This is a genomic window from Chryseobacterium sp. JUb7 (assembly GCF_024806495.1).
GTDB lineage: Bacteria > Bacteroidota > Bacteroidia > Flavobacteriales > Weeksellaceae > Chryseobacterium.
Genome location: NZ_JANUFF010000007.1, coordinates 168,579 through 193,031, shown reverse-complemented (window position 1 = coordinate 193,031; position 24,453 = coordinate 168,579). Strand labels below are relative to the sequence as shown.

Annotated in this window: 22 protein-coding genes; 8 read left to right on the top strand and 14 right to left on the bottom strand. The window is 35.1% G+C overall.

The features are described 5' to 3' along the window. Positions 1-215: 215 nt before the first annotated feature. The 3 genes from M2373_RS14650 to M2373_RS14640 form a co-directional block, all read right to left on the bottom strand. Positions 216-3,398 (bottom strand): efflux RND transporter permease subunit, encoded by a 3,183-nt coding sequence (locus M2373_RS14650; RefSeq protein ID WP_259111788.1) that lies wholly within the window; start codon positions 3,396-3,398, stop codon positions 216-218. 43 nt (positions 3,399-3,441) lie between these two features. Continuing rightward, positions 3,442-4,602: an efflux RND transporter periplasmic adaptor subunit gene (locus M2373_RS14645; RefSeq protein ID WP_259111787.1), complete on the bottom strand. Its 1,161-nt coding sequence runs from the start codon at positions 4,600-4,602 to the stop codon at positions 3,442-3,444. Positions 4,603-4,966: 364 nt separating this feature from the next. After that, positions 4,967-5,563 (bottom strand): TetR/AcrR family transcriptional regulator, encoded by a 597-nt coding sequence (locus M2373_RS14640; protein WP_259111786.1) that lies wholly within the window; start codon positions 5,561-5,563, stop codon positions 4,967-4,969. A gap of 302 nt (positions 5,564-5,865) precedes the next feature. Here M2373_RS14640 and M2373_RS14635 point away from each other — a divergent pair, with 302 nt between their 5' ends. Further along, entirely contained in the window at positions 5,866-6,420 is a 555-nt protein-coding gene (locus tag M2373_RS14635; RefSeq protein WP_259111785.1) for a thioredoxin family protein, read from the top strand. Positions 6,421-6,531: 111 nt separating this feature from the next. Here the strand turns inward: M2373_RS14635 and M2373_RS14630 are convergent, their stop codons facing one another. After that, the gene (locus M2373_RS14630; protein ID WP_259111784.1) at positions 6,532-6,822 is read right to left on the bottom strand and encodes a DUF3892 domain-containing protein; all 291 of its coding nucleotides are present in this window, start codon (positions 6,820-6,822) and stop codon (positions 6,532-6,534) included. Between the two features lie 97 nt (positions 6,823-6,919). Then, positions 6,920-7,825 carry an AraC family transcriptional regulator gene (locus M2373_RS14625; RefSeq protein WP_259111783.1) on the bottom strand — a complete coding sequence of 302 codons (906 nt, stop codon included), beginning with the start codon at positions 7,823-7,825 and terminating at the stop codon, positions 6,920-6,922. Positions 7,826-7,947: 122 nt separating this feature from the next. Here M2373_RS14625 and M2373_RS14620 point away from each other — a divergent pair, with 122 nt between their 5' ends. The 3 genes from M2373_RS14620 to M2373_RS14610 all read left to right on the top strand — a co-directional run bounded on the left by M2373_RS14620 (position 7,948) and on the right by M2373_RS14610 (position 13,196). Continuing rightward, a complete protein-coding gene (locus M2373_RS14620) occupies positions 7,948-9,177 on the top strand; it encodes a sugar MFS transporter (protein WP_259111782.1) in 1,230 nt (409 codons plus the stop codon). A gap of 3 nt (positions 9,178-9,180) precedes the next feature. Continuing rightward, complete coding sequence (locus M2373_RS14615) at positions 9,181-10,671, top strand: trehalase family glycosidase (RefSeq protein WP_259111781.1); 1,491 nt, start codon at positions 9,181-9,183, stop codon at positions 10,669-10,671. Between the two features lie 86 nt (positions 10,672-10,757). Continuing rightward, positions 10,758-13,196, top strand: coding sequence for a TonB-dependent receptor (locus M2373_RS14610; protein ID WP_259111780.1), 2,439 nt, complete (start codon positions 10,758-10,760; stop codon positions 13,194-13,196). Between the two features lie 210 nt (positions 13,197-13,406). Here the strand turns inward: M2373_RS14610 and M2373_RS14605 are convergent, their stop codons facing one another. Further along, the gene (locus M2373_RS14605; protein ID WP_259111809.1) at positions 13,407-14,045 is read right to left on the bottom strand and encodes an MBL fold metallo-hydrolase; all 639 of its coding nucleotides are present in this window, start codon (positions 14,043-14,045) and stop codon (positions 13,407-13,409) included. A 73-nt stretch (positions 14,046-14,118) separates the two neighbouring features. Between M2373_RS14605 and M2373_RS14600 the strand changes: the two genes are divergently transcribed. Further along, positions 14,119-15,330 (top strand): DUF5103 domain-containing protein, encoded by a 1,212-nt coding sequence (locus M2373_RS14600; protein ID WP_259111779.1) that lies wholly within the window; start codon positions 14,119-14,121, stop codon positions 15,328-15,330. A 216-nt stretch (positions 15,331-15,546) separates the two neighbouring features. Here the strand turns inward: M2373_RS14600 and M2373_RS14595 are convergent, their stop codons facing one another. From M2373_RS14595 to M2373_RS14575, 5 genes are all read right to left on the bottom strand, one after another. Then, positions 15,547-15,810 (bottom strand): hypothetical protein, encoded by a 264-nt coding sequence (locus tag M2373_RS14595; RefSeq protein ID WP_259111778.1) that lies wholly within the window; start codon positions 15,808-15,810, stop codon positions 15,547-15,549. After that, entirely contained in the window at positions 15,810-16,040 is a 231-nt protein-coding gene (locus M2373_RS14590) for a hypothetical protein (protein WP_259111777.1), read from the bottom strand. The genes M2373_RS14595 and M2373_RS14590 overlap by 1 nt, the downstream gene beginning before the upstream one ends. A gap of 998 nt (positions 16,041-17,038) precedes the next feature. Continuing rightward, positions 17,039-18,061 carry a ferrochelatase gene (hemH, locus tag M2373_RS14585; RefSeq protein WP_259111776.1) on the bottom strand — a complete coding sequence of 341 codons (1,023 nt, stop codon included), beginning with the start codon at positions 18,059-18,061 and terminating at the stop codon, positions 17,039-17,041. Continuing rightward, on the bottom strand, positions 18,061-18,504 hold the full coding sequence (locus M2373_RS14580) for a hypothetical protein (protein ID WP_259111775.1): 444 nt from the start codon (positions 18,502-18,504) through the stop codon (positions 18,061-18,063). The genes hemH and M2373_RS14580 overlap by 1 nt, the downstream gene beginning before the upstream one ends. 9 nt (positions 18,505-18,513) lie before the next feature. After that, a complete protein-coding gene (locus M2373_RS14575; protein ID WP_259111774.1) occupies positions 18,514-19,392 on the bottom strand; it encodes a NifU family protein in 879 nt (292 codons plus the stop codon). Between the two features lie 95 nt (positions 19,393-19,487). On the opposite strand from M2373_RS14575, the gene M2373_RS14570 reads away from it, so the two are divergent. Continuing rightward, entirely contained in the window at positions 19,488-20,024 is a 537-nt protein-coding gene (locus M2373_RS14570) for a hypothetical protein (protein ID WP_259111773.1), read from the top strand. Positions 20,025-20,029: 5 nt separating this feature from the next. After that, complete coding sequence (locus M2373_RS14565) at positions 20,030-20,566, top strand: gamma carbonic anhydrase family protein (protein WP_029294496.1); 537 nt, start codon at positions 20,030-20,032, stop codon at positions 20,564-20,566. 122 nt (positions 20,567-20,688) lie between these two features. Here M2373_RS14565 and M2373_RS14560 read toward each other — a convergent pair whose 3' ends face one another. Both M2373_RS14560 and M2373_RS14555 read right to left on the bottom strand, forming a co-directional pair. Then, a complete protein-coding gene (locus M2373_RS14560) occupies positions 20,689-21,138 on the bottom strand; it encodes a hypothetical protein (RefSeq protein ID WP_259111772.1) in 450 nt (149 codons plus the stop codon). A gap of 24 nt (positions 21,139-21,162) precedes the next feature. Further along, positions 21,163-21,591, bottom strand: a complete 429-nt coding sequence (locus M2373_RS14555) for a hypothetical protein (RefSeq protein WP_259111771.1) — start codon at positions 21,589-21,591, stop codon at positions 21,163-21,165. Between the two features lie 88 nt (positions 21,592-21,679). Between M2373_RS14555 and M2373_RS14550 the strand changes: the two genes are divergently transcribed. Beyond that, positions 21,680-23,806, top strand: coding sequence for a helix-turn-helix domain-containing protein (locus M2373_RS14550; RefSeq protein ID WP_259111770.1), 2,127 nt, complete (start codon positions 21,680-21,682; stop codon positions 23,804-23,806). A gap of 41 nt (positions 23,807-23,847) precedes the next feature. Here the strand turns inward: M2373_RS14550 and M2373_RS14545 are convergent, their stop codons facing one another. After that, the gene (locus tag M2373_RS14545) at positions 23,848-24,408 is read right to left on the bottom strand and encodes a hypothetical protein (RefSeq protein WP_259111769.1); all 561 of its coding nucleotides are present in this window, start codon (positions 24,406-24,408) and stop codon (positions 23,848-23,850) included. Between the last annotated feature and the right edge of the window lie 45 nt (positions 24,409-24,453).

Here is a 24,453-nt window from a genome sequence, read left to right as displayed (position 1 = left end):
AAAGCTGTCTTTAGTAGGAGAATGCTTTGCTTTTATGATATTAGTTTGAATAGTTTGCTTCTCTATTTTATTTTCCCACTGATTACACAGATTTTTGCGTTATAAAAATTTATGTGTTCTTTTTATTTTCAAACATTTAACTTAAATAAACGCTGTATAAATCTTTTGTAACTTTTGTGGTTTAAAATACTCTCAAAGTTTGTCATTCATTTTTATTAATGAGCAGGTGTTAAAAGTTCTTCCTCCAATTTTTGTCTTTGAAGTCTTTTCTTTTTTCTGCTCGGCATTTTTTCATGTAAATACTGGAAAATCACAAACATTACAGGGATAATGAAAATCCCGAATACAACTCCTGTAAACATTCCTCCAACAGTACTGATACCGATAGAGTGGTTTCCTTTTGCTGCGGCACCTTGTGTCCAAACCAGTGGTAACATCCCTACAATGAAAGCAAATGAGGTCATCAAAATCGGTCTTAAACGTAATCTTGAAGCCTGAAGCGCAGATTCAAGCAATGTTCTGCCTGCGTTTCTTCTTTGCACTGCGAATTCTACAATCAGAATCGCATTCTTGGCTAACAGCCCGACGAGCATGATAAGCCCGACCTGAACGTAAATATTATTATCAATTCCCGCCAATCCTGTGAAAGCAAATACCCCGAAAATACCCGTTGGAATTGTTAAAATAACGGCAAACGGAAGGATATAACTTTCATATTGAGCTGCTAATAAGAAGTATACAAATAAAATACTCAATGCGAAGATAAACGTGGTCTGGCCACTTGTTTTGATTTCTTCACGGGTAATTCCTGTCCATTCATATCCGAAACCTCTTGGAAGTGATTTCTGTGCAGTTTCTTCTACCGCTTTAATAGCATCACCTGTACTGTAGCCCGGCTTTGGAGTTCCGTTGATTGTCACGGCGTTGAACAGGTTGTTTCTTGTTACGGTTTCAGGTCCGAAAGTTCTTTTTAAAGTTACCAATGTTTTTACAGGTACCATTTCGCCTGTTTTATTTTTAACATAAATTCCTTCCAAAGAATTGGCATCTGTACGATAAGGAATATCTGCCTGAGCCATTACTCTGTAGTATTTACCGAATCTGTTAAAATCAGAGACAAAGCTACTTCCGTAATAAATTTGCATGGTCTGCATTAATTCTGTAATTGAAACTCCCAGCTGATTGGCTTTATCTGAATCTACATCAATCGTATACTGAGGATTTCCTGCTGCATATGTTGTAAAGGCAAATGCGATTTCCGGACGCTTCATCAATTCTCCGATAAATGCCTGAGTGGTTGTTCCCAACTGCTCGAAAGAACCGTTGGTTTTATCCTGAAGCATAAATTCAAAACCGGAAACGTTACCGAATCCCTGAACGGTAGGGAAGTTGAAGAAGAATGCATTGGCATCTTTCACCTGAGCTACTTTCCCTGTTAAGGCGGCGGCAATCTGATCCGGATCTTTCATTTCACCACGTTTGTCATAATCTTTAAGTTTTATAAAACCGGCAGAATATGGAGAGGCATTGGCGTTACTGATGAAGTTCATTCCATCGGCTACCCAAAGGTGGTTTTTAGCTTTTTCGCCATCGATGATTTTATCAATCTGTTCTGTTGCTCTGTGCGTTCTTTCCAATGAACTTCCCGGAGGGGTGTTCACCGCATACAATACGAATCCCTGATCTTCAGTAGGAATAAATCCTGACGGTGCTTTTTTGATTAAGAAAACACTCGAAGCAATAAGAAGCACCAGTCCGCCCACTGCAACCCATTTGTTTTTAATTAAAAATTTAAGACTGTAGATGTACTTTCTGGTCATATTATTGAAGCTCGCATTGAATGCGTTGAAAAATCGTGCTCCAAAACCTGTTTTTTTACCATGTTCACCGTGTTCTCCCTGAGGATCATTTAAGAACATTGCACATAAAGCAGGGCTTAATGTTAAAGCATTAACAGCAGAAATCATAATTGCAATCGCCAGTGTAAAGGCAAACTGTCTGTAGAAAACCCCCGCAGGACCCTGCATGAAACCAACCGGAATAAATACGGCACACATCACCAAAGTAATGGAAATAATCGCACCGGAAATTTCGCTCATTGAGCTCATCGTTGCTTGTTCTACTGGCATTCCTGTATGTTCCATTTTGGAATGGACCGCTTCCACAACCACAATGGCATCATCCACTACAATACCAATGGCGAGGACTAATGCAAATAATGTTAACATATTAATACTGAATCCAAACAGCTGAAGGAAGAAGAATGTACCGATAATTGCTACCGGAACTGCAATCGCAGGAATTAAAGTAGATCTGAAATCCTGAAGGAAAATATACACTACAATAAATACCAAAATAAATGCAATAACCAATGTTTCAACTACCTGATGAATTGATGCATCCAGGAAATCCTTGGAATTGTACATGATGATCGGTTCAACTCCTTTTGGAAGGGTAGTTTTCATCTGATCAACCTGTTTTTCGATTTCTGTTAAGATTTCATTCGCATTGGAACCTGCAGTCTGAAGGATCGCAAATCCGGCAACCGGCTTTCCATCCACTCTGTTGGCTGCAGTATAGGTGTAAGATCCGAATTCTACTCTCGCTACATCTTTCAGTCTTAAGAAAGAACCGTCGCTGTTGGCTTTGATGGCGATGTTTTCGTAGTCTTCATTTTTGTTTAATTTACCTTTATACTTTAAAATATATTCGTAAGTTTCTTTACTTCCTTGTCCAAGACGTCCCGGCGCAGCTTCTAAGTTGTGATCTTTCACGGCATTCAAAACTTCCTGTGGAGAAAGCCCGTTGGCTGCTAGTCTGTCCGGTTTCAGCCAAAGTCTCATGGAGTAATCTCTGGTTCCGAAAACCTGCGCCTGGGCAACACCCGGAATACGTTGGATTTGTGGAATTACATTGATCTTCAGGTAATTCTGAAGGAAAAGCTCGTCGTATTGCTTTGGATCATCACTTGACAATCCCATAAACATAATCATACTGTTCTGAACTTTCTGCGTGGAAATTCCGGCCTGAACAACCTCCTGTGGAAGCTGGCTCATCGCTTTGGATACACGGTTCTGAACGTTTACGGCTGCATTATCTGCATCTGAACCCTGCTTAAAGAATACACTTAAAGTCATGGTGCCGTCGTTACTTGAGTTGGAAGTCATGTAGGTCATGTTCTCAACTCCGTTCACCGCTTCCTCGATGGGTGTTGCAACCGAACGGGCTACTACTTCCGCATTCGCTCCAGGATAGAATGCTGTCACCTGAACACTTGGAGGCGCAATATCCGGAAAGAGGGCAATGGGTAAATTAAAGAGGGACAATGCCCCCAATAATAAAAGTATTATGGAGATGACCGTTGAAAGTACCGGTCTTTCTATAAATTGTTTTAACATAAGAAGTTTATTTTTTTAAGTCTTCTGTTTCCTGAAAAGAAATTTATAATGGTTTAGCTTTTAGTAAGCTGTCAGAAGAAATAGGTTTAGCCTTGATGGAAGCTCCATCTTTTAAACTGCCCAACCCTACGTAAACGATTTTTTCTCCCGGTTGCACCCCTTCAGAAATAAAGTAATAGTTTTCAGTTTTACCTGAAATTTTGATTGGCTTGCTGGTTACTTTCTGATCTTTTCCGACTACGTAAACATAAGTTTTATCCTGAATTTCAAAAGTTGATTCTTGTGGAATAACAAGCGTATTGGTAAATAATTGCGGCATGCGAACTCTACCCGTATTTCCTGTTCTTAAAACTCCGTTTGTATTTGGGAATACAGCACGAACACTGATGGCACCTGTTGTTTTGTCAAACTGTCCGTCAACAATACTCATTTTTCCTTTTTCTGGATAGGTACTATTGTCAGCAATGACTAAATCTACCATTGGCATATTTTTAAGTTTCTCATTTAAAGTTGCTCCGGGGTATTTATTCTGAAAGGCAATAAAATCAAGTTCACTTAAAGAAAAGTAAGCGTAAATTTCACTGATATCAGATAATAGAGTCAATGGGCTAGGATCTGTTCTTGAGATTAGACTTCCTTTTTTATAAGGAATTCTTCCTACATATCCGCTTACAGGAGCTGTAATTGTTGTAAATCCTACATTGATTTTAGCACTTCCGACTGATGCTCTTGCCTGTGAAGCGGCTGCAACAGCGGCTGCATAATTGGCTTTTGCAGTTCTCAGCTGTACATCTGAAACTACTTTTGCAGCAACAAGTGGCTCTAATCTGTCAACTTCTACTTTTGCTTTTTGAATATTAGCATTCGCAGCCTGTAGATTGGCTGTAGCCATATTCATTTGTTCGCCGTAGCTTCTTGAGTCTATTTTAAATAGAGGTTGTCCGGCTCTTACGTACGCGCCTTCTTCCACATAAATTTTATCTAAATATCCGTCAACCTGAGATCTGATTTCTACATTGTTTTTCCCTTCAAGAGCAGTCGGGAATTCTTGATAAACAGTAGCTGGAGAGGTGATTACGGTATAAACTGGTAACTCTGGAGCAGGTGGAGCAGCATTTGATCCTTCTGCTGCTTTGGTGCAATTTTGTAAAAGGATAATACTTGCGATAAGCACGATGATCCTCGTTTTTCCAAATATTTTCATTTTGAGTTTAAATTTTTAATGAAGTGTTAGATTTAATAATATTGTTTTTAATAAAATTCCTGTTATTTTTCCTAACAGTGTTAATAATTAGTTTAAAAAAAATTGACAGGATTGTAATACTCGATGTTAAATCGGTGTTTCCATAATTGAAAATTGTTTTTAATGTGGTTTAAGTATAATTAAGATGAGGTGTCATGCGTTATTTTTCCTAACAGTGTTAATGATATGGGAAAAAAATAGCAAGAATTATTGTCATAAAATCAGTTCTCATTGTAAAATTGTTTTTTAAGATTATAAAATTGAATAATGTTAATTATTCCGTGTTATTTTTCCTAACGGTGTTAATTTTTGATTCAAAAAAAATTTACAAAGACTTAATAAAAGCCGAAACAGTTTCGTCTAAAGTAGTCTTGTTCATCGTAGAAGGAATGTCGTCATTACGCATCATCATAATGGAAATCAACCCATGTACCGCAGAAAATAAAGCGTGAGATGAGTGACAGGCATTATCAGGATTTGATCCTTTTTTCTTAATAATTTCATACGTGCAGTCATAAAGCATATCCTGAAACGATGAAAATTCTTCTTTCATCATTCCTTTTCCGCTACACTGCATCCCCAATCCGAACATCAATTGATAATACTCTTTGTTTTTAAATGCAAACTTCCAGTATGCATCCACAATAGCTTTCAGCTGATCTTCCGGATTGTCGTGTTCTCTCTGAGCTTTCAACAATTCGATGTGTAAACAGTGGAAACCATTCAACGAAATTTCGTATAAAATAGCTTCTTTGTTTTCAAAATGATCGTAAACCACCGGTGCACTGTACTCAATGGCATCGGCAATTTTTCTCATGGAAAGTGAAGCCCACCCTTCGGTTTTAGCCAAAGAGAATGCCGCGTCCAAAATATTGGCACGTATTGATTCTTTTTCTCTTTGTCGACGTTCATGTAGACCCATGATTTTTATTTACTAACAGTGTTAGCAAAACTACAAACTTTTCAACATATCTTCCAAACAAATTTTAGGATTTAACTTTTGACGAAAGATTTCATAGTAGTATTCTGGAGGGATGAATGCTGGAATAATGGGAGCTGGAGGTTATTTTGGACTGATTATTTTGGAATTATTGTAAAAATTAATGAAGTACATAGCCAAGCTCAATTAAATAATAGCTGCATAACTTCCATCTTCCTGCTTCTCGCGTCCTTACTTATATAATGAAAGAAAATCTTTATCTTTGTCCACAAATTTAAAAAGATATGGATACTCCCTCAAATATGTTAGCATTGGGTACAAAAGCACCGTTTTTTGAGCTTCCCAACCCATCAAAAAGTAACGAAATTCAGTCATTGGATGATCTGAAAGGAGAAAAAGGAACTTTAGTAATCTTCATGTGCAACCATTGCCCGTTTGTTCTTCATGTAATTGATAAGCTAAACGAACTATATGAAGACTATAATGAAAGAGGGATTGAATTTATAGCAATCAACGCCAATAACGTAGAAAAATATCCGGCAGATTCTCCTGAAAAAATGATCGAATTTCAAATTGAAAGAAAATTTGACTTTCCTTATTTATATGATGAGAGCCAGGCAATCGCTAAAGCATATGATGCAGCTTGTACTCCTGATTTTTATTTCTTTGATGAGAAACTGGATCTTATCTACAGAGGACAGATGGATGATTCAAGACCAGGAAACCATAAGGATGTAACAGGTGAAGATTTAATTATCGCTTTTGAAAATTTACTGTTGGGAGAACCTCAGGAAGATATTCAAAGACCGAGCATGGGTTGTAATATTAAATGGAAATAATTTTTGGTTGATTGTTGCAGGTTGTCGTTTGATGACTTTTTGTAACTTCACTATATAATATATAAAGCTGTTCTTTTTGAACAGCTTTTTTAAATTTTAAACTAGGGTTTTTTAGCATTCAGGAAGCGATAATAAATTATTTTTTGTAGAGTTATCTGCCTCTGTTTTTAAATATTTAGTTCCATTGTAAGTTTCTGCGGTGATGACTTTTGCTTTGTTTCCATTAGCATCTGTAACATAGGCATATCCATTTTCATTCTTTATCCAATTATACAATTCTAACCGAGTACTTTTTCCCGTATTTTTAGTTTGTTCATTGATCCAGCCTAAGTGGGTAATTGCTAAATTTGGATTTTCGTGATATCCATTGTCTTTGTTGATACATGTAATTCTAATTGACATAATTTTTGTAATTTAAGATTGTTAATAAATTATTTCATTACGAAAATAATTTATTAACAATCTTTATCCTTACGGTTTTCCACAACTGAAATAATTTTTAAAAACTCGCCTTAATCTTCACTTCATTCTCAACCTTTAAATCCACATTCACCTTATTATGCGAGAAATTTTTTATAAATTCTGAAGGCGTCTTCTCCGTATATTTTTTAAACATTCTGTTAAAATAAGTCACATTATTAAAACCACAGCTGTAGCTGCATTCTGAAATGCTTTTATCCTGCGCCATCAGAAGACATGCTTTATTAATGCGGTATCGATTCACAAATTCTGTAAACGTAATCTGTGTGGCTTTTTTAAAAAAATTACAAAAAGCCGGCAATGTGAGATTCGCCAGTTTAGCAACATCTTCAATATTAATTTCTTTATCATAATGATGCTCAACATAAGTGAAGATATTTTCCAGACGTGTTTTATTTTTAGAAATAATAGTATAGGGCATGATTTCCTTGTTTAAAATTTCATAATCCGTACATTTCGAAAGGTCAAACAAAATTTCCAGCAACAGCAAATACCTTTTATAACCTTCCGACTCCAACATTAATTTCAGTTTTGGAAGCAAAGCTTTTTTAATTTTAGGGTGAAAATGAATGCCGTATTTTGAAAGTTCCAATAAGTTTTTAATAGATCTTGCTTCAACTTCCTGTTGAGGAAACTGAAGAATTTCTTCTTTGAACTGAAGAACAATTTCTTCGTGCGGATCTATAGAGTTCAATCCAAATCCGGAGTGGGGAATATTGGAACCGATTAAAACCAAATCACCATTGGTGTAATTACTCTTATGATAGCCCACATGTCTTGTTCCGCTTCCGGAAATAACACACACCAGCTCAATTTCGGGATGGTAATGGTATTCCCATTTGAATTCTGAAATGGGAGAATTGTTGTGAATCGTACGGAAAGAGCTCTTGTCATCAGGGATTACTCGTTCAAAGGTAACTTTCATTCAGTTAATCGTATTTTATTGACTAAAATAATAATTATATTAATATAGTTCAAATATTCATTTACTGTGTTAAATTAACGTTAAGTCAAATGCTTCTATCTTAGTCGACAAGAAATTAATGAATGAAAAATCTTAACATTAAGGCAGTTCTATTTTTAAATTATTTTGTATTTGCCATCCTCCTGAATTCTGTAGGAACGGTGATTTTGCAAATGCAGCAGAATTTTGGAATTTCAAAATCTTCTGCAAGTGTTTTGGAAGGTTTTAAAGATCTTCCGATTGCCATCTGTTCATTCATTTTAGCCTCATTTTTACCTAAAATAGGAATCAAAAAATCAATGCTCATCGCTTTGTTTTTGGTAAGCTGTATGTGTTTTGTAATGCCTTTTTCGAATGATTTCTGGTTTTTCAAATTACTTTTTACCATAGTAGGAGTTTCTTTTGCCTTAATTAAAATTTCAGTCTTTACATCCATCGGATTGGTGACGAATACAGATAAAGAACATTCAAGTTTTATGGGTTATCTGGAAGGGTTTTTCATGATCGGCGTATTAATGGGAAATGTTTTATTCAGCTTATTTATTGATGACCATAATCCACGATCTACCCATTGGCTGAATGTATACTGGGTGTTGGGAGCATTATCAACACTGTCATTTTTGTTTTTGTTTTTTTCTAAACTGGATGAACATGAAGCGAAAAATGAAAAAACAGATCTCCTTGGAGATTTGAAAAACAGTGTAAGCCTTTTCAGTTACAAAAAAGTACTGTTCTTTTTACTGTGTACTTTCCTGTTTGTTTTGGTAGAACAGAGCTTTCAGACCTGGACCCCGACTTTCTACAAAGAAATTTTAAAAGTACCGACTTCAATGAGCATTCAGGCGGGAGCTGTTTTGGCGGGAGCTTTTGCATTAGGAAGATTTTTATCGGGGTTTTTCTCGAAAAAATTCAGCTGGATTTATGTTGTTTCCTTTTGCGTGATAGGCTTTGCTGTAAGCATTCTGTTAGTGCTTCCTTTAACACATAACATTCATATTGATACAGGAACAACCTGGCTGAATGCTCCTCTTGTTGTGTATTTATTTCCATTAATGGGAGGTTTACTGGCTCCGATTTATCCAAGTATCAATTCTGTCATTCTGGCTTCAATACCGAAATATCTACACAGTGCAATGTCTGGTTTGATAGTGGTTTTTTCCGCGATTGGAGGAACAATAGGGTCAATCATTACTGGTTTTGTATTTCAGGAATTCAGTGGGCAGCAGGCTTTTTATCTCTCATTAATTCCTCTTTCGTTGCTGATCATATCGGCAATCATTATGAATAAATTAAAAATAAATCCTAAAAAATAAAAGATGAATAAACAATTATATATTAACGAAATCCAAGCTCTTTTTGATGATGTTCAAAGATCAGAAATTTTTGAAGATCAGAAAATGATGACGGATGCGGTTCCATTATTTCCGATTGCTGAAATTAATGAAAAATATGAAAATGAAAAAAAATCAGAAGATTTTGACTTAAAAGCTTTTGTGTTGTTAAATTTTGATTTTTTAGGCGCTAAAGTTTCTATCATAAGAGAAAAGCAGCTGCCTATTAATGACCACATAGAAAAACTTTGGGATGAATTGACAAGAACTGCCTATGAAGAAAAAGGTACTTTATTGAAACTTCCAAAGCCTTACGTAGTTCCTGGCGGCCGTTTTAACGAATTTTTTTATTGGGACAGTTATTTTATCATGTTGGGATTACAGGTTTCCGGAAGAATGGAAATGATCGAAAACATGATTGAGAACTGCTCTTATCTGATACAGAATGTAGGGTTTGTGCCGAATGCAAGCCGGACTCATTTTTTAAGCCGTTCACAGCCTCCGTATTTTTCGTTGATGCTTGATTTACTTTTTGAATCTATTAAAGAAGAAAATGTTTACATCAGATATCACGACACTTTAGAAAAAGAATACGCTTTTTGGATGGACGGTGAAAAAGGTTTAGAAAAAGGCTCAAGTATAAAAAGAGTTGTGAAAACGATTAACGGAGATATCTTAAACCGTTATTATGATGCTGAAAATGAACCGCGTCCCGAGAGCTATTTAATTGATATTGAAGACAGCGAAAATGCGGGTGAAGAATTTTACAGAAATATAAGAAGTGGTTGCGAATCAGGATGGGATTTTTCCAGCAGATGGTTTGCAGATGGTCAAAATATACAGACGATTGAAACATTGAATTTGGCTGAAGTTGATCTGAATTGTCTTTTATGGCATTTGGAAAAAACACTGACCAGATCTTCTGCACTTCAAAATTGGTCTGATAAAGAAAAGTATTATTCAGAAAGAGCAGCAAAACGAAGACAGATGATTGATACCTATTTCTGGGATGAAAATTCCGGAACGTATAAAGATTATCACACGAAAAAAAACACAACAACAGCGTCTGAACATATTGCTGCTCTTTATCCGCTGTTTCTTGAACTGGCAAGTGGTGAACAGGCAAAATCTGTTGCGAAAAATATTGAAGAGAAGTTTCTCTATCAGGGCGGATTGGTAACGACAACGAAAAAAACCGGACAGCAGTGGGATCTTCCGAATGCGTGGGCGCCTTATCAGTGGCTTGGATTTATTTCGATGAAGAAGTATGGTTTTGATGATTTAGCTGAGAAAATTAAAAATAACTGGTGTGCCAATGTGGAAAGAGTTTACAGTAATACAGGAAAATTAATGGAAAAATACAATGCATTAGATATAGAAACTGTTGCAGGTGGCGGAGAGTATCCGAATCAGGATGGCTTTGGCTGGACCAACGGAGTTTATCTTAAATTAAAGGATGAGGAGTTCAAAAATTAAAGATTATCAACCTAGTTCATTACATCTTCTTGATGTTTAAAATAAAATTAAAACAATATTAAAACTAACTATAAATCAACAAGGCTATGAAAAAAAAATCGATCTTTTTACTTGCCGGAATAGCAACATTTTATTTCAATAATACATATGCTCAGGAAACTGAAAAGGATTCTATAAAAACCAACAGTATTGATCAGGTAGTCATTACCGGGAATTCAAATCCGAAGAAGAAAATAGAATCCAGTACAGCAATTTCTACATTCAGTGCAAAAGAAATTCAAAAACAAAATCCCATAAGTGCAGCAGCTTTATTGCAGAGAGTTCCCGGTTTTGCCGTTGAAACTTCAGGTGGTGAAGTTGGGAATAACCTTTTTGCAAGAGGAATTCCTTCCGCGGGGGCATATGAATTTGTACAGGTTCAGGAAGATGGGCTTCCCGTTTTTGAAGACGGTGCTTTACAGTTCGCCAATGCAGATAATTTTTTCCGTGTTGATAATTCGGTAAACAGACTGGAAGCTCTGAGGGGAGGTTCAGGATCTATTTTTGCCACCAATTCTCCGGGAGGATTGATCAACTTTATTACAAGAGAAGGGACCAATGATTTTAGAGGTACTGCAAAATTAGAGACCAGTACTTATGGCTTAATGCGTACTGATGTCAACTTGGGTGGAGCATTGGTGAAGGATAAATTGTTTTTCAGTGTAGGTGGTTTTTACCGAAGTGACGACGGAATTAGAAAAACGGGGTTCAAAGCAAATAACGGAGGGCAAATCAGGATGAATCTGAAATATGTTTTTGATAAAGGATATGCTAAAATATATTATAAAAAACTGGATGACAGAAATACGTTCTATCTTCCGATTCCTTTGATCCAAAATGGAAATAAATTAAAAGAATTTTCGGGTTTTGATGCCAATTATGGGACCTACAGTTACAGAGCCATCAGCCAGCTGAATATTCCTCAGGCGGGAGGCGGATTTTTCAGCAGAAATTTAGAAGACGGAATTCATCCGAAAGTTGATGTACTGGGAGCTGAATTTAAATATGATTTGGGGAATAATTTCTCTGTTTTAAACAAAACAAGATATACCAATATCAATATGAATTATACCGGAATTTTCCCTGCAGGCGGACCTCAGACAGCAGCTGATTTTGCGGCAGCCAACGGAATATCAGGAAATAATTTTCAATATTCTTCAGTGAATTCAGGAGCTATAATGAATCCACAGTACGTTCAAAAGCTGGGATTCTGGGCTATCGACAAACAGATGAATAATTTTGTGAATGATTTACAATTCAATTATAAATTTGATAAAGGAAATGTAACAGCCGGTTTTTATAAATCAAACTGGAAATCCCATCAGTACTGGAACTGGAGTAATATTTTAACAACAGCTACAGACAGACCGGAACTTCTTAATCTGGTGGATACTTCACTGACTCCAACAAGTACAGGGTATTCTAAAACCTATAACGGTGTTACTGACATGTCTTTCCTGATCAGAGACTCTCAGATTCAGGGAAGTCTGAATGACCTTTATTTAAATTTAGATTATAATATTACAGATGATTTAAGTTTCAATGGCGGAATTCGTTACAGCCGTGATTTTTATAAAGGGTATGGCGTAAATACAACTACTTCAAACTTAAATAATTCAGGATTAACGACTGATGGAACGCATTCTTTCCTAACCACAACGGCTGATGATAATATGGCGGTGTTGGGTAATAAATATACTTATTGGAACTATGATGTAAACAGGGTGTCTTTCACGACTGCCTTGAACTATAAAATCAACAGAGAAAATGCTGTATATGCGCGTTTTTCCAATGGTTTCAGATCTCCGAACGAAGAAGCATACTATAATAATATGAATGATCTGTCGGCGATCAAACCGGTAACAACAAATCAAGTGGAAGTAGGGTATAAATACTACTCAAGAACATTTGATGTTGCTGTGATTCCATTCTATTCAACCTTGAAAAATCTGTCGTTTACCGATGTATTCTCTGATGGAACTTCAGAAAATAAATTTGCAAACACCACAAACTTCGGAGTAGAATTGGAAGGGTATGCGAGATTATTTAATAATTTACTGGAAGTAACCTTTAACGGAACGATTCAAAATCCGAAGTATAAAGATTTTACCGGAAGAAATGCAGACGGATCACTATTTAATTATGATGACAATACAGTAAGAAGAATGCCGAAATTCTACTTCAATATTGCTCCGGCTGTGAATATCACCAAGCAATGGAGAGCCTATGTAAGCTTGAATTACTACGGAAAACGTTTTCAGGATGAGAAAAATACCCAAACATTGCCCTCTTTCTCAGAAGTGGGAGCCGGAACTTCTTATCAGTTAGGAAAAATACGTTTTGCAGTTGATGGAACTAATATTTTCAATACGATCGGAATTACAGAAGGTGATCCAAGAGCGGGATCTCCTACCGGAGACGGAATCATTATGGCAAGACCTATTATGGGTGCTGCTGTAAGAGCTTCTATTACTTTGGATTTCTAATATGAGTTTCCTTATAAATTGATAAAACCGTCAGAAAATCTCTGACGGTTTTTTATTTTTTAAAGATGCTTCGACTTCGCTCAGCATGACATCTCTAATACTAAAATTTATTAGCGTTCTGATTTTAGTGTTGTCATGTTGAGCGCGAAACAGTCGAAGTATTTTAATGGGTGTTACTCAAAAAATTTCCTAAACTTACAAGCATAACGCCTACTTGAAAAAAGGATTGTATTCCTTTTCAAATCCTATTTTGGTAGGGTTTCCATGTCCTGAAAAGACCTGTGTTTCAGGATCTAGAATAAAGAGTTTATTTTTAATTCCGCTGATCAGCTGCTCGTTATTTCCTTTGTAAAGATCAGTTCTTCCGATACTTCCCTCAAACAAAACATCGCCGGAAATCATGAATTTCTGATTTTCATTGTGATAAACAATGCTTCCGGGAGAGTGTCCCGGCACATGATAAATTTTAAATTTTTCTCCGTCAAGACTAAGTTCGTCACCTTCATTTATATAGTTGATATCAACATTTACAGGATCAATCTGAAATCCGAATCTTATTCCGCTTGCCTGAAGCATATCCAGAACTTCCTGATCATCCTGATGCATGGTTACAGGAACTTTATAGGTGTCAAAAGCCCATTGTAAACCTAAAACATGATCAATATGAGCATGTGTCAGAAGAATTTTCTCAATTTTTAATCCGTTTTCTTTAATGAAGCTTTCGATAGCCTGAGTTTCCTGCTCATTCATATTTCCCGGATCAAACAACCAGGCATTTTTATTTTCGTTGTAAAGAATATACGTGTTTTCGCTCGCAAAATTGAATACGAAACCTTGAATCTGAAGCATATGCTGAATATTTTTTATATTCAAAAATACGATATTATTAAGAAAGTGACGATTTTTCTTTATCTTCGTCATAATGAAAACTTTGCGAATATTTTTACTTTCTTTAAATGGTTTGGTTTTTGGACAAAACATCCAGAGTATACAGTTGTTTAACCCTCAGACCAATGATGAAACTCCGGTTATCAGCCTTAGTCAGCAATTGGTTTTGAGTTTTGATGACCTTACCAATGCCAGTGAAATTTACAGATATACCATTAAACATTACGACAGAAACTGGCAGGATGATAATCTTTTCTTTACAGAATTTGCGAATGGAAGTTTAAACGGTATGCTGGATAAGTTTGAATATTCTTTCAATACCCTGCAGGCTTACACTCATTATAAACTGGTATTTCCGAATGAAAAAATTCAGCCGAAGATTTCAGGAAATTTTGAATTGGTTGTTTATAAAGATTCTGCAGATAAACCTCTATTTAAAAGAAGGTTTTATATTGTTGAAGATGCTGCTGCAGTCGCATTGAATGTCTCAAGGATAGCTGATGCCAAAAATCCGAATGTTAATCAAAGGGTAGAGGTGAAAGTGGTTTCTAAAGGTGGCGATATTTCTGCTAATGTAAATTCAATGACTTTAAATGTCATGCAGAATAATAATCCTAATGTGGTTGCTAATAATTTAAAGCCAAGTGCTACATTAGGAAGTCAGCTGCTTTTTCAGCAGATGAATCTGACTTTCCCCGGTAATAATGAATTTTATTATTTTGATAATAAAAATATGAATATGGCAGCGGATATGGTCCGTGCTACAGAGGTAAAAGACGGGGTAAACCAGACTTACCTTCATCCTGTCTGGGCTTTTCCTTTGAATTATCAGTACCAGCCTGACGTGAATGGTGCCTGGTACTACAGAAGAAATGATCTGGGCTTGGAAAGAAATGCTGAAAGAGAGGGAGATTATTCCTGGGTATACTTTTCTTTAGAATCTGATCCTGTAGATAAGGATATCTATGTATTGGGAGGTTTTAATAATTTTCAGCCAAGCAAAGAAAATCAGATGCAATACGATGAAGCCGGTAAAAAATATGTTGCTAAAATTTATCTAAAACAAGGTTTCTATAACTATATGCTGGTGACCAAAGAGTCAGGTGGCAAGCTTAATTTTGGTGAAGTCAACGGTAATTTCTGGCAGACAGAAAATCTTTATCAGGGATTCCTGTATTATAAACCTTTTGGAAGAAACTATGACGGATTGATGGGGTATGGTGAGTTTAGGACGCCTGTAAGATAATTTAAGTTTCTGAAAATATTGAGATGCTTCGACTGACTCTGTATGACAAGCACAAAGTTATATCATATAACGATGTCATGCTGAGCCAGTCGAGGCATTTTTTGTCCGGTAAAGACAGAGGCAGAAGTAAATTTAAGTAAATCATAAACAAAAAACCTTACAGAAGAAAATCCTGTAAGGCTCAATATAATAATAGTCTTAGGAATTCCTAATCATTTAATTCAACTCTTTGAAAATCGCGGTGATAAATAAATTTTCTTCATTTTCAAACATATAATGAATATGGACAGGAAAATTTTTCATCTTATTAATTGTAATTTCAGATGATTTCTCTGTCATTTCAGATTGCTGCAAAATTATATCGATAGATTCTTTTAATTCCTCCAAAAAATCAACCCCTTTATGTTCTTTTTCTGCATTGAATACTCTCATGAGAAGTCGGATGTCATTTTTTGCAATTGAAGATAAAAATACTTTCATCAGGCAAAATTCTTTTCCAGCTCAGAAATATTTTCATAAAAATCTAACTTAGTCTTTGGATTTTCGTTGTGAAACTGAATCCTGTACAAAACCTCATCGATTTGGAACTGAGGAATAGTAGGTCTGCTCTGGATTTCCAGATTTTCCATCATTTTGGCCAAAGTTTCAAGCAGTTCCGGAGTGAAGTTTTCAATCTTTTGTTTTAAAATTTGGGCTGTAGTATTCATCATTTTAGTTTTTAAGGTTAATGATGTTGTTTTGATGGGGTAAAGGTAATAAAAATAATTAAATTTTTAGTTTTAATATTAAAATAATAGGGGTGTTGTTTTATTTTTGTTTAAAATATTTTCATTTAACGTATTTTTGAGGGGGTTGTTTTGTTTTTTTAAATTTTTGAAAGATTCTATTTTTCTTTAAATTAAGATCGACCAAAAAGTTATCCACAATATCATGTTTTTATATCCTTTCATAATAGTGGTTCTTATAATGAGTGATTCTGATGGATTGTTTTTTTATTTAATGTTTTGATTATAAGTGTTTTGCTTTTGTTTGTTGTTATGATTATTTATTCTATTAACTAAACACAACAGGTAAGTTTTCCACAAGTAATACTTTGAGCTTAGTATTCAGACTTTTTGATCGTAATGATTCATTAAAAAGTTATCCACAATGTCGGTTTTTGGAGCGATTTACGATGATGAGTTTCGTAATAGGCTGGTTTTATGATGTGATTTTTTTAGTTAAGTTATTTGTTTATGGATAATTGAGATGGTTGGAATTGATTGTTAAAAGTAATCTTGAAGGATAGTTTTCCACAAAAGATGATAGATGTTAATTCCATTCATTACTATTTTATTTTCCAAAAAAAAGTTATCCACAATATGGCTTTTTTCGGATCGGCATCTCTTTTGAGCTTTATGATGACATAAAACCTTTTTTAGTTTGTCAGGTAAAATATCTGGTATATAGTTCTTTATATGCTTTTAGAGTAGATCCAATAATCCTGAAGTAAAATAATGAAGTATAGTTATCCCCAGTGTGAATTTTGTGAGATTCAATCTTTTCTTCATTATAGATTGCAAACTGACTCATAAAAAAAGTTATCCACAATGTCACAAGTTTATTTAAAGATTAAAAATAAAAAAGGTTTGCAGATTCGGATTTACGAACTACAAACCAATATTTGATACAAAAAAATAACCTCCGTTTCCGAAGGTTAATATATTTTTTAAACTAAATAAAATTCGCTGAGTTTTTCTTCACATAAAGTTTTCACAACATTGATCCAGCGGTCCTCATCATTCAGGCAGGGGATGTAATGGAAGTTTTCTCCGCCTCCGTGTAAAAACTGTTCTTTTCCTTCAACGGAAATTTCTTCCAGCGTTTCAAGACAGTCAGAAACGAATGCCGGACATACAATGGCAAGGTTTTTCACTCCTTTTTTTCCAATGCTTTCAAGGGTTTCGTCTGTGTAAGGTTCCATCCATTTGTCTTTTCCTAATCTTGACTGAAACGTAACCATTACTTTTTCTTTGGGTAATCCTAATTTTTTAATAACAGAATTGGTGACATCAAAACATTGATGGCGGTAGCAAAACTGATGACTTGGATTAGACTCTCGCGAACAGCAATCGTTTAAATTACAGGTTTTGGTAGGATCAGTCTTATAAATATGTCTTTCCGGAACGCCATGATAAGAAAACTGCAGTGCATCAAAATTTTCAGGAAGCTTTTCCCTGATGCTTTCCGCAAGACAGTCAATATAAATATCTCTGTTGTAGAAAGGCTGAATATAATTGATTTTTATATCCGGAAATTTCTCCTTTCTTACTTCCTCAGCTTTTTCAATTACCGTTTCCGTTGTACTCATCGCATATTGTGGATACAAAGGGAAAAGAACAATTTCAGAAACTCCCTTTTCAACCAGTTTTCTAATTCCTGTTTCAATGCTTGGTTCGGCATATCTCATCCCGATTTCTACCGGAACATCCACCAGTTTCTGAAGTTTTTTCTGAATCTTCTCAGTAATGACAATTAATGGTGAACCCTGCTCTGTCCAAACCGTTTTGTAAGCTTCAGCAGATTTTGCAGGTCTTGTATTTAATATAATTCCACGAACCAACAGTGCCCGGAAAATCCATCGGTAGTCAATTACCCTTTCATCCATCAGGAATTCGTCCAGATATTCCTTTACATCATTTACAGCTGTCGATCTTGGCGATCCCAGGTTTACTAATAGAATTCCTTTCATTATTTGTCTAAACTTTGCAGTCGTCCATCAATAGTCGGACCATATTTCTTTTTTAAACGTAAAATATAAATTTCAAGTGCTAAATGTTGTTCTTCCTCAGAAATACCAAAATATTTCAAGTATTGATCGCTTTTTTGAGTAATTGTTTTTGTAAACATCTTTTGGTATTCTTCACCGGCATCATATATAAATTCTTCACCTTTTAATTTTTTTATTTCATCATGGGCTTCTTTATCGAGTACATAATAGTTGTGGAAATAATAATCAAGAAATGTAGTGTTTTTCTTGTTTAATTTTTCCAGAATAATATCCATTTTCTGAAGACTGTCATTCGCAACACCCATTTCAACAAGATCGTCGTGAATTCCATCGTTCAGTTGTGGTTCTTTCTTGCACGAAAAAAGACTGATACTAGAAATAATTAAAAGAAAGAATATTCTCATAGATGTTTTTTATCCGTTTACAGCTTCCACTTTTTCTACTAAGTCAGGTACGAATTGTTTCAAAATACTTTCTATACCATTTTTCAAAGTAGCCGTAGAGCTTGGGCATCCCGAACAAGCACCCTGCAACAACATTCTTGCTGTTTTGCTTTCCTGCACATATTCCATCAGAGAGATTTTTCCACCATCGTTTTCTACAGCAGGCGCAACATATTCATTTAAAATATCAGAAATTTTCTGCTCGTCATCTGTATAGTCTCTGTTGATAATTTTTTCAACAGGGTTTTCATGTTTCTGAGCTTCAATGTTTGAAATCTCACCCCCGTTCTGAAGGTGTTCTGCAATTAATGCACGAACTGCCATCATTACTTCATGCCATTCCACAGTATTGTCTCTTGTTACTGCCACGAAATTATCAGAAATAAAAACTTCCTTTGCAAAATCAAATTCCTTAAAAATAGCCTGGGCCATTGGAACTCCTTCAGCCTCATCTCTTGATTTTACTTCCACAAAACCATCCATCAGCATTTTGCTGGAAACGAACTTCATCACATTCGGATTTGGTGTCATTTCAGCGTAAATCTGATACATCTCTTTTTTCTTCTGAAGATAAATTCTTGGATTAGCCAATAGTTCATCTTCAATTACATTTTTCAGACTTTCAGCCACATGCTCCCATTCCATGGTATCTTGTTTAGCAATAGCCACAAAATTCGCGGTGATAAAAATTCTTTCAACAAAAGGATAATTGAAAAGCTCCTGTGCCATCGGAATTTCCGAAATATCTGAATCTCTGTCCAACTCTAAAGATCCCGGAATCAGGTTGTAGTCTGCTACAAATTTCATCACTTTTGGGTTTTCAGTTGGTTCTATAAGTATGGTACGCATTTTTTCGTTAAATTTGAGATACAAAAATACGGAATTAGAAGTTAGGAGTCGGAGATTGGGAGTTAGATTTTTGCTATTAACGTCATTTAAAAATTATGGGTTGGTATTATTCATTCGGAATTGTTTTTAATAATCAGACTGATGCTGGATTATCCTGTAATGATTTTAAAAATAAAAAAATTGTCTTATCAAATCACGACGAAGTAAGTTTAGATCCGGATGTTTCTGAGCATGAAGATAATGGAACTTTTGAACAAAAACTATATATCTTACGTGTATTTATCGAAGGTTTAGGAACTGGTAACACAAATTCCAAGTTATATGAAACCCCTTACTTTTATGAAATAAGAGATTTTTTTTATGATTATTTGAAAAATCTTAATATTGATTTTGAGTTTGCTCATTATGAATTGGAGGCTGCAGATATGTTAATGGGTTCTGAAACTTTAGAATATATAATTTATTTGTTTGAAAATAATTCTAAATCTGAGCTTTTATCAAAGAAATATATCGACGGAATGGTGATTTCTTTAGATAATTTTAATAAACTGGAAAAGTTTAAAGATGAGTTCCGAACATTCAAAGAAAATTATTACTGGCTTCCAATCAAAGAATTTAAATTATCAAATTAAAAAATATGGCACTTATAAAAGAACTTTTAGGAAAAGCACCACAAATCGGAGAAAATACTTTTCTGGCAGAAACTGCTACGATTATCGGAGATGTTACGATGGGAAGAGACTGCAGTATTTGGTATAATGCAGTAATTCGTGGTGATGTTCACTATATTAAAATGGGGAATAAGGTGAATGTTCAGGATAATGCAATGCTTCACTGTACCTATCAAAAACATCCTTTAAACATCGGAAATAACGTATCAATCGGGCATAATGCCATTGTTCATGGTTGTACAATTAAAGACAATGTATTAATCGGAATGGGAGCTATCGTTATGGATGACTGTCTGGTTGAGGAAAACTCAATTGTGGGAGCAGGATCTGTGGTAACACAGGGAACTCACATTAAGTCCGGGGAAGTGTGGGGAGGTGTACCCGCAAGAAAAATTAAAGATATCAACTCTCAATTGCTGGAAGGAGAAGTTAACAGAATTGCGGATAATTATGTGAAATATTCTTCCTGGTATAAAGAAAATGTAAAACACGTTGAAGGATAATTTAAGAAAGTAAATGATACCTTAAAAATATTATTGAAAAAGCTCTGCCTTACGACAGAGCTTTTGTGTTAAAAAATCCTTAGTGAAAAAACTCCTGAGAGTTAATGTATTATTTAAAAGTATTATTCTACAGCGTAGATCACTTCAGCTTTATCACCAATACATCTGATAGCCTCTGGTTTTCCTATAAAAGTGCAATCCTGTGTAATAATATTGTATTTTTTATTAAATTCTTTTTCTTTGGTATTATATTTTTCGATCTTTGGTAAAATAGAAGATGCCATTTGTTTAGGATAGGCAATGTAATATTTTGGACCACCACAAGATCTTGAACCCATCGCAGCTGGTTTCCAGTCTGCGATTTTTTCTTCTGTACATTTTACTTTTGAAACTTCTGTCCTAATTTCTTTCTCTAATTTATCAAGTTCGTCTCTCTCTGCTTTTTGATTGTTACCTGTATTGCTGATATTTTCAGCCGGCTTTTTGCCTGCATGAGCAGTTGTATTACACGAAACCAAGCTAAGTGTAGCACATAAACTTAATGTGCAGATTTGTAAAAAAAATTTTTTCATAATGTTGTGTTATTTGTATTTAAATTAAGAATTTACAAGCTCTGCCTTTCCGTTTACGCATTTGATTGAAGCAGGTGGGGTTACCACCATACAGTCGGACATTACTTTGTATTTTTCATTAAATGCCTTTACTTTTTCTGTATAGTCATTGATCTTTGGTAAAATTGCAGCTTCATTTTTTTTAGGATATGCAATATAAAGCTGAGGTCCACCACAAGCTTTTGCTCCCATCGGTGCAAATGTCCATTCATTGGCGTCACTACATTTTTCTTTGGCAATCTCAGTTTCGATGGCAGCTTTTAATTTATCAAGTTGAGCGGCGTCATATTTCTGACTGTTTTCATCAGCAGGTCTTTCTGCAATATCCTTCGGTAAGTTGGTATTGTTATTTTTTGTTGAAGAGCATGATGCCAGAAAAAGCACTGTACAAAAAGCTAGGATAGGGAGTTTCATAATTTTTTTTCTCAGGTTATGTTGAATTATTTCCAAAAGTTATGCCAAGATATGGATTTAAATTTCATTTTACGTAATTTTGACAACGATGAACAATCATTTTTTTGACTTAATAGAACATACCAACAGAAGCATTTTTCTTACAGGAAAAGCAGGAACAGGAAAGACGACTTTTCTTAACGAATTTGTGAAGAAAACCCGAAAAAAATATATTGTTGTGGCACCTACGGGAATTGCTGCAATCAATGCGGGTGGCGTTACCATACACTCGATGTTTGGTCTGCCTCTGAGAACTTTTTTACCGACCACAGATCGGATTGATACCAGTTTGGCGAATAATATTGCCGACCTGATGCCTCATTTCAAATACCGTAAAGACAAACTGAAGCTTCTTCGTGAGGTTGAAGTTTTGATCATTGATGAGGTTTCGATGTTAAGAGCAGATGTATTGGATATGATGGATTTTTCTCTGAGATTCATAAGAAGAAATAATCAGCGTTTTGGTGGGGTTCAGATGTTGTTCATCGGAGATTTGTATCAGCTGCCGCCAGTGGTGAGAGACGAACATATTTTAAAAATGTGTTACAATTCTCCATTCTTTTTTGACAGTCATGCTATTAAAGAAATTCCTCTGATAACAATCGAGCTAACGAAAGTATACCGTCAGTCTGATGAAGAATTTTTAGCTATTCTCAATGCTATTCGCGATGGTGATGTTGCCAATATCGACTTTGATCATTTAAATGAAAGATATAATCCAACATTTGATTCTGGTGATGAGCCTTATGTTTATCTGTGCTCACACAATAAAATGGCGGACGATATCAATCAGGAAAAACTGGATGAAATTACGGTTACCTCAAAAACCTATGAAGCCAAACTTTTCGGTGAGTTTAAAGAAAATCAGTTTCCGAATGAGCAGTTTTTAGATTTAAAAATTGGGGCCCAGATCATGTTTATAAGAAATGATATTTCCGGAGAAAAAAGATACTTTAACGGAAAACTGGGTGAGATTTCGGTGTTGGATGAAAACGAAATTAAGGTAATTCTTGATGGCAGCGAAAGAGAAATTACTGTAAAAAGAGAAGTTTGGGAGCAGAAAAAATATTTTCTTGATACGGATAAAAATATCAAGGAAGAAGTACTTGGAAGTTTTGAACAGTTTCCTATAAAGCTGGCTTGGGCGGTTACGATTCATAAAAGCCAGGGATTGACCTTTGATAAAGTGATTATCGATGCCGGAAAAAGTTTCACGGCAGGACAGGTGTATGTAGCATTGTCACGTTGCCGGACTCTGGAAGGAATTGTCTTAAAATCTAAAATTACTCCCGAAGTTATTTTTAAAGATAACCGAATTTTAAAATTCCAGGGTGAAACGCATGCGAATGATAATGTTGAAGCCATCTTAAATCAGGAAAAATACGATTACAGCATTAGAAAAGTACTTCGGACAGTAGATTCTCAATGGCTTTTAAAGGAAGTGGAAGACTGGAATAATCTTTCTATTGTTACGAAAAGCATTGATCATGTAAAAACAAAACAGCTGTATGTTCAGCTGAAACACGAGATTGTCAATCTGGGAAAAATCTTCGAAAAATTAGAAAGGGTCATTTCTCAGAAGGTAAATATGTTTATTGACCAGAAAGAACAATGGTCTGAAATTGAAAATAAAACAAAAGGCGCCGTTAATTTCTTTTTTACAGAAATCCGGGATAAAGTTTTTAATCCTCTGAAAGAATTTTATGCTGAAATTAAAGGGGCAAAAGGTTTAAAACAATACAACGAAGAATTCAGAGTCTGGCTGGAAGATATCGAAGAGTATCTGAACAGTCTGAAGGAGATTCATTTATTGGAAACTAAACTTTTAGACGAAAAAAATGATAAGGAGATCAGCATGAAGATTGCAAAAGTTCCGTCTCAGGTTCTGACATTTCAATTGTTCGAACAGGGAAAAACAATTGGTGAAATTGCACTGGAAAGAGGCTTGGTAAAAGAAACTGTGATCGGGCATTTGGCAAAATTTGCTGAACAGGGATTATTAGATATTTCAAGAGTCATCACTTCGGATAAGATTAAAGCTTTTGAAGATGTATTCTACAAAACTCCGCACGAAACGCTGACCGAATGGAAAAATGCATTGCCAAGTAAGTTTGAATTTAACGAGATCAGAATTTTAATCAATCATTTTAATTATCAGAAGGAGAAAGGGAAGTAAAATATAAAAAGGATTCAGCGTTTGCCTGGATCCTTTTCTATTTAGTATCCGATTATTTCATGACGCCACACCGCAATTACATTGGTATCTGCATGATGTTCTTCAGGATTATTTTTAAAGAGCTGTTCTTTTATATAATATGCTTTATTATAATTATTGAGTAATCCTTTTTTGTTGAGTTCAGATGGCAGAAAAGTTTCATTAAAATAACCTCCACAATTCGTTAATGCACTTATTGAAAAATCTTGATCTAATAAGTCGTAACCTATAAATTCATAATCAGGTAATATTATTTTTTCACATGGTTCTGCAGGTTCAATAACAACAGCAAGCAAATTATAGTTTTCAGTTTTTGACAACCTTTTACATACAAAATCTAATTCCGTAAAAAAACCTGTTTGCAAGTTTTCTGATATGTGAATAAAGTTCCAGTCATCCTCATTATCATAATCAGGCTCTACCAAAACTTCGTTGAGCATACCATCTAACGAGACAAGTTCTTCTAAATGATGAATTCCGGACCATTCTTTATATTGATTCCAAGTAAAGGTATCAAAATTATTTTGATCATATTTTCCTCTTGCTGTGTAAAGAAATTTCATATTTGAGCTGTTAATATTCAAATTTATAAAATATAGTTTGAAAAA

Bases quoted from the DNA above. Each gene is read 5' to 3' on its own strand.
- M2373_RS14650 (WP_259111788.1), bottom strand. From the start codon at position 3,398: ATGTTAAAACAATTTATAGAAAGACCGGTACTTTCAACGGTCATCTCC.
- M2373_RS14645 (WP_259111787.1), bottom strand. From the start codon at position 4,602: ATGAAAATATTTGGAAAAACGAGGATCATCGTGCTTATCGCAAGTATT.
- M2373_RS14640 (WP_259111786.1), bottom strand. From the start codon at position 5,563: ATGGGTCTACATGAACGTCGACAAAGAGAAAAAGAATCAATACGTGCC.
- M2373_RS14635 (WP_259111785.1), top strand. From the start codon at position 5,866: ATGGATACTCCCTCAAATATGTTAGCATTGGGTACAAAAGCACCGTTT.
- M2373_RS14630 (WP_259111784.1), bottom strand. From the start codon at position 6,822: ATGTCAATTAGAATTACATGTATCAACAAAGACAATGGATATCACGAA.
- M2373_RS14625 (WP_259111783.1), bottom strand. From the start codon at position 7,825: ATGAAAGTTACCTTTGAACGAGTAATCCCTGATGACAAGAGCTCTTTC.
- M2373_RS14620 (WP_259111782.1), top strand. From the start codon at position 7,948: ATGAAAAATCTTAACATTAAGGCAGTTCTATTTTTAAATTATTTTGTA.
- M2373_RS14615 (WP_259111781.1), top strand. From the start codon at position 9,181: ATGAATAAACAATTATATATTAACGAAATCCAAGCTCTTTTTGATGAT.
- M2373_RS14610 (WP_259111780.1), top strand. From the start codon at position 10,758: ATGAAAAAAAAATCGATCTTTTTACTTGCCGGAATAGCAACATTTTAT.
- M2373_RS14605 (WP_259111809.1), bottom strand. From the start codon at position 14,045: ATGCTTCAGATTCAAGGTTTCGTATTCAATTTTGCGAGCGAAAACACG.
- M2373_RS14600 (WP_259111779.1), top strand. From the start codon at position 14,119: ATGAAAACTTTGCGAATATTTTTACTTTCTTTAAATGGTTTGGTTTTT.
- M2373_RS14595 (WP_259111778.1), bottom strand. From the start codon at position 15,810: ATGAAAGTATTTTTATCTTCAATTGCAAAAAATGACATCCGACTTCTC.
- M2373_RS14590 (WP_259111777.1), bottom strand. From the start codon at position 16,040: ATGATGAATACTACAGCCCAAATTTTAAAACAAAAGATTGAAAACTTC.
- hemH (WP_259111776.1), bottom strand. From the start codon at position 18,061: ATGAAAGGAATTCTATTAGTAAACCTGGGATCGCCAAGATCGACAGCT.
- M2373_RS14580 (WP_259111775.1), bottom strand. From the start codon at position 18,504: ATGAGAATATTCTTTCTTTTAATTATTTCTAGTATCAGTCTTTTTTCG.
- M2373_RS14575 (WP_259111774.1), bottom strand. From the start codon at position 19,392: ATGCGTACCATACTTATAGAACCAACTGAAAACCCAAAAGTGATGAAA.
- M2373_RS14570 (WP_259111773.1), top strand. From the start codon at position 19,488: ATGGGTTGGTATTATTCATTCGGAATTGTTTTTAATAATCAGACTGAT.
- M2373_RS14565 (WP_029294496.1), top strand. From the start codon at position 20,030: ATGGCACTTATAAAAGAACTTTTAGGAAAAGCACCACAAATCGGAGAA.
- M2373_RS14560 (WP_259111772.1), bottom strand. From the start codon at position 21,138: ATGAAAAAATTTTTTTTACAAATCTGCACATTAAGTTTATGTGCTACA.
- M2373_RS14555 (WP_259111771.1), bottom strand. From the start codon at position 21,591: ATGAAACTCCCTATCCTAGCTTTTTGTACAGTGCTTTTTCTGGCATCA.
- M2373_RS14550 (WP_259111770.1), top strand. From the start codon at position 21,680: ATGAACAATCATTTTTTTGACTTAATAGAACATACCAACAGAAGCATT.
- M2373_RS14545 (WP_259111769.1), bottom strand. From the start codon at position 24,408: ATGAAATTTCTTTACACAGCAAGAGGAAAATATGATCAAAATAATTTT.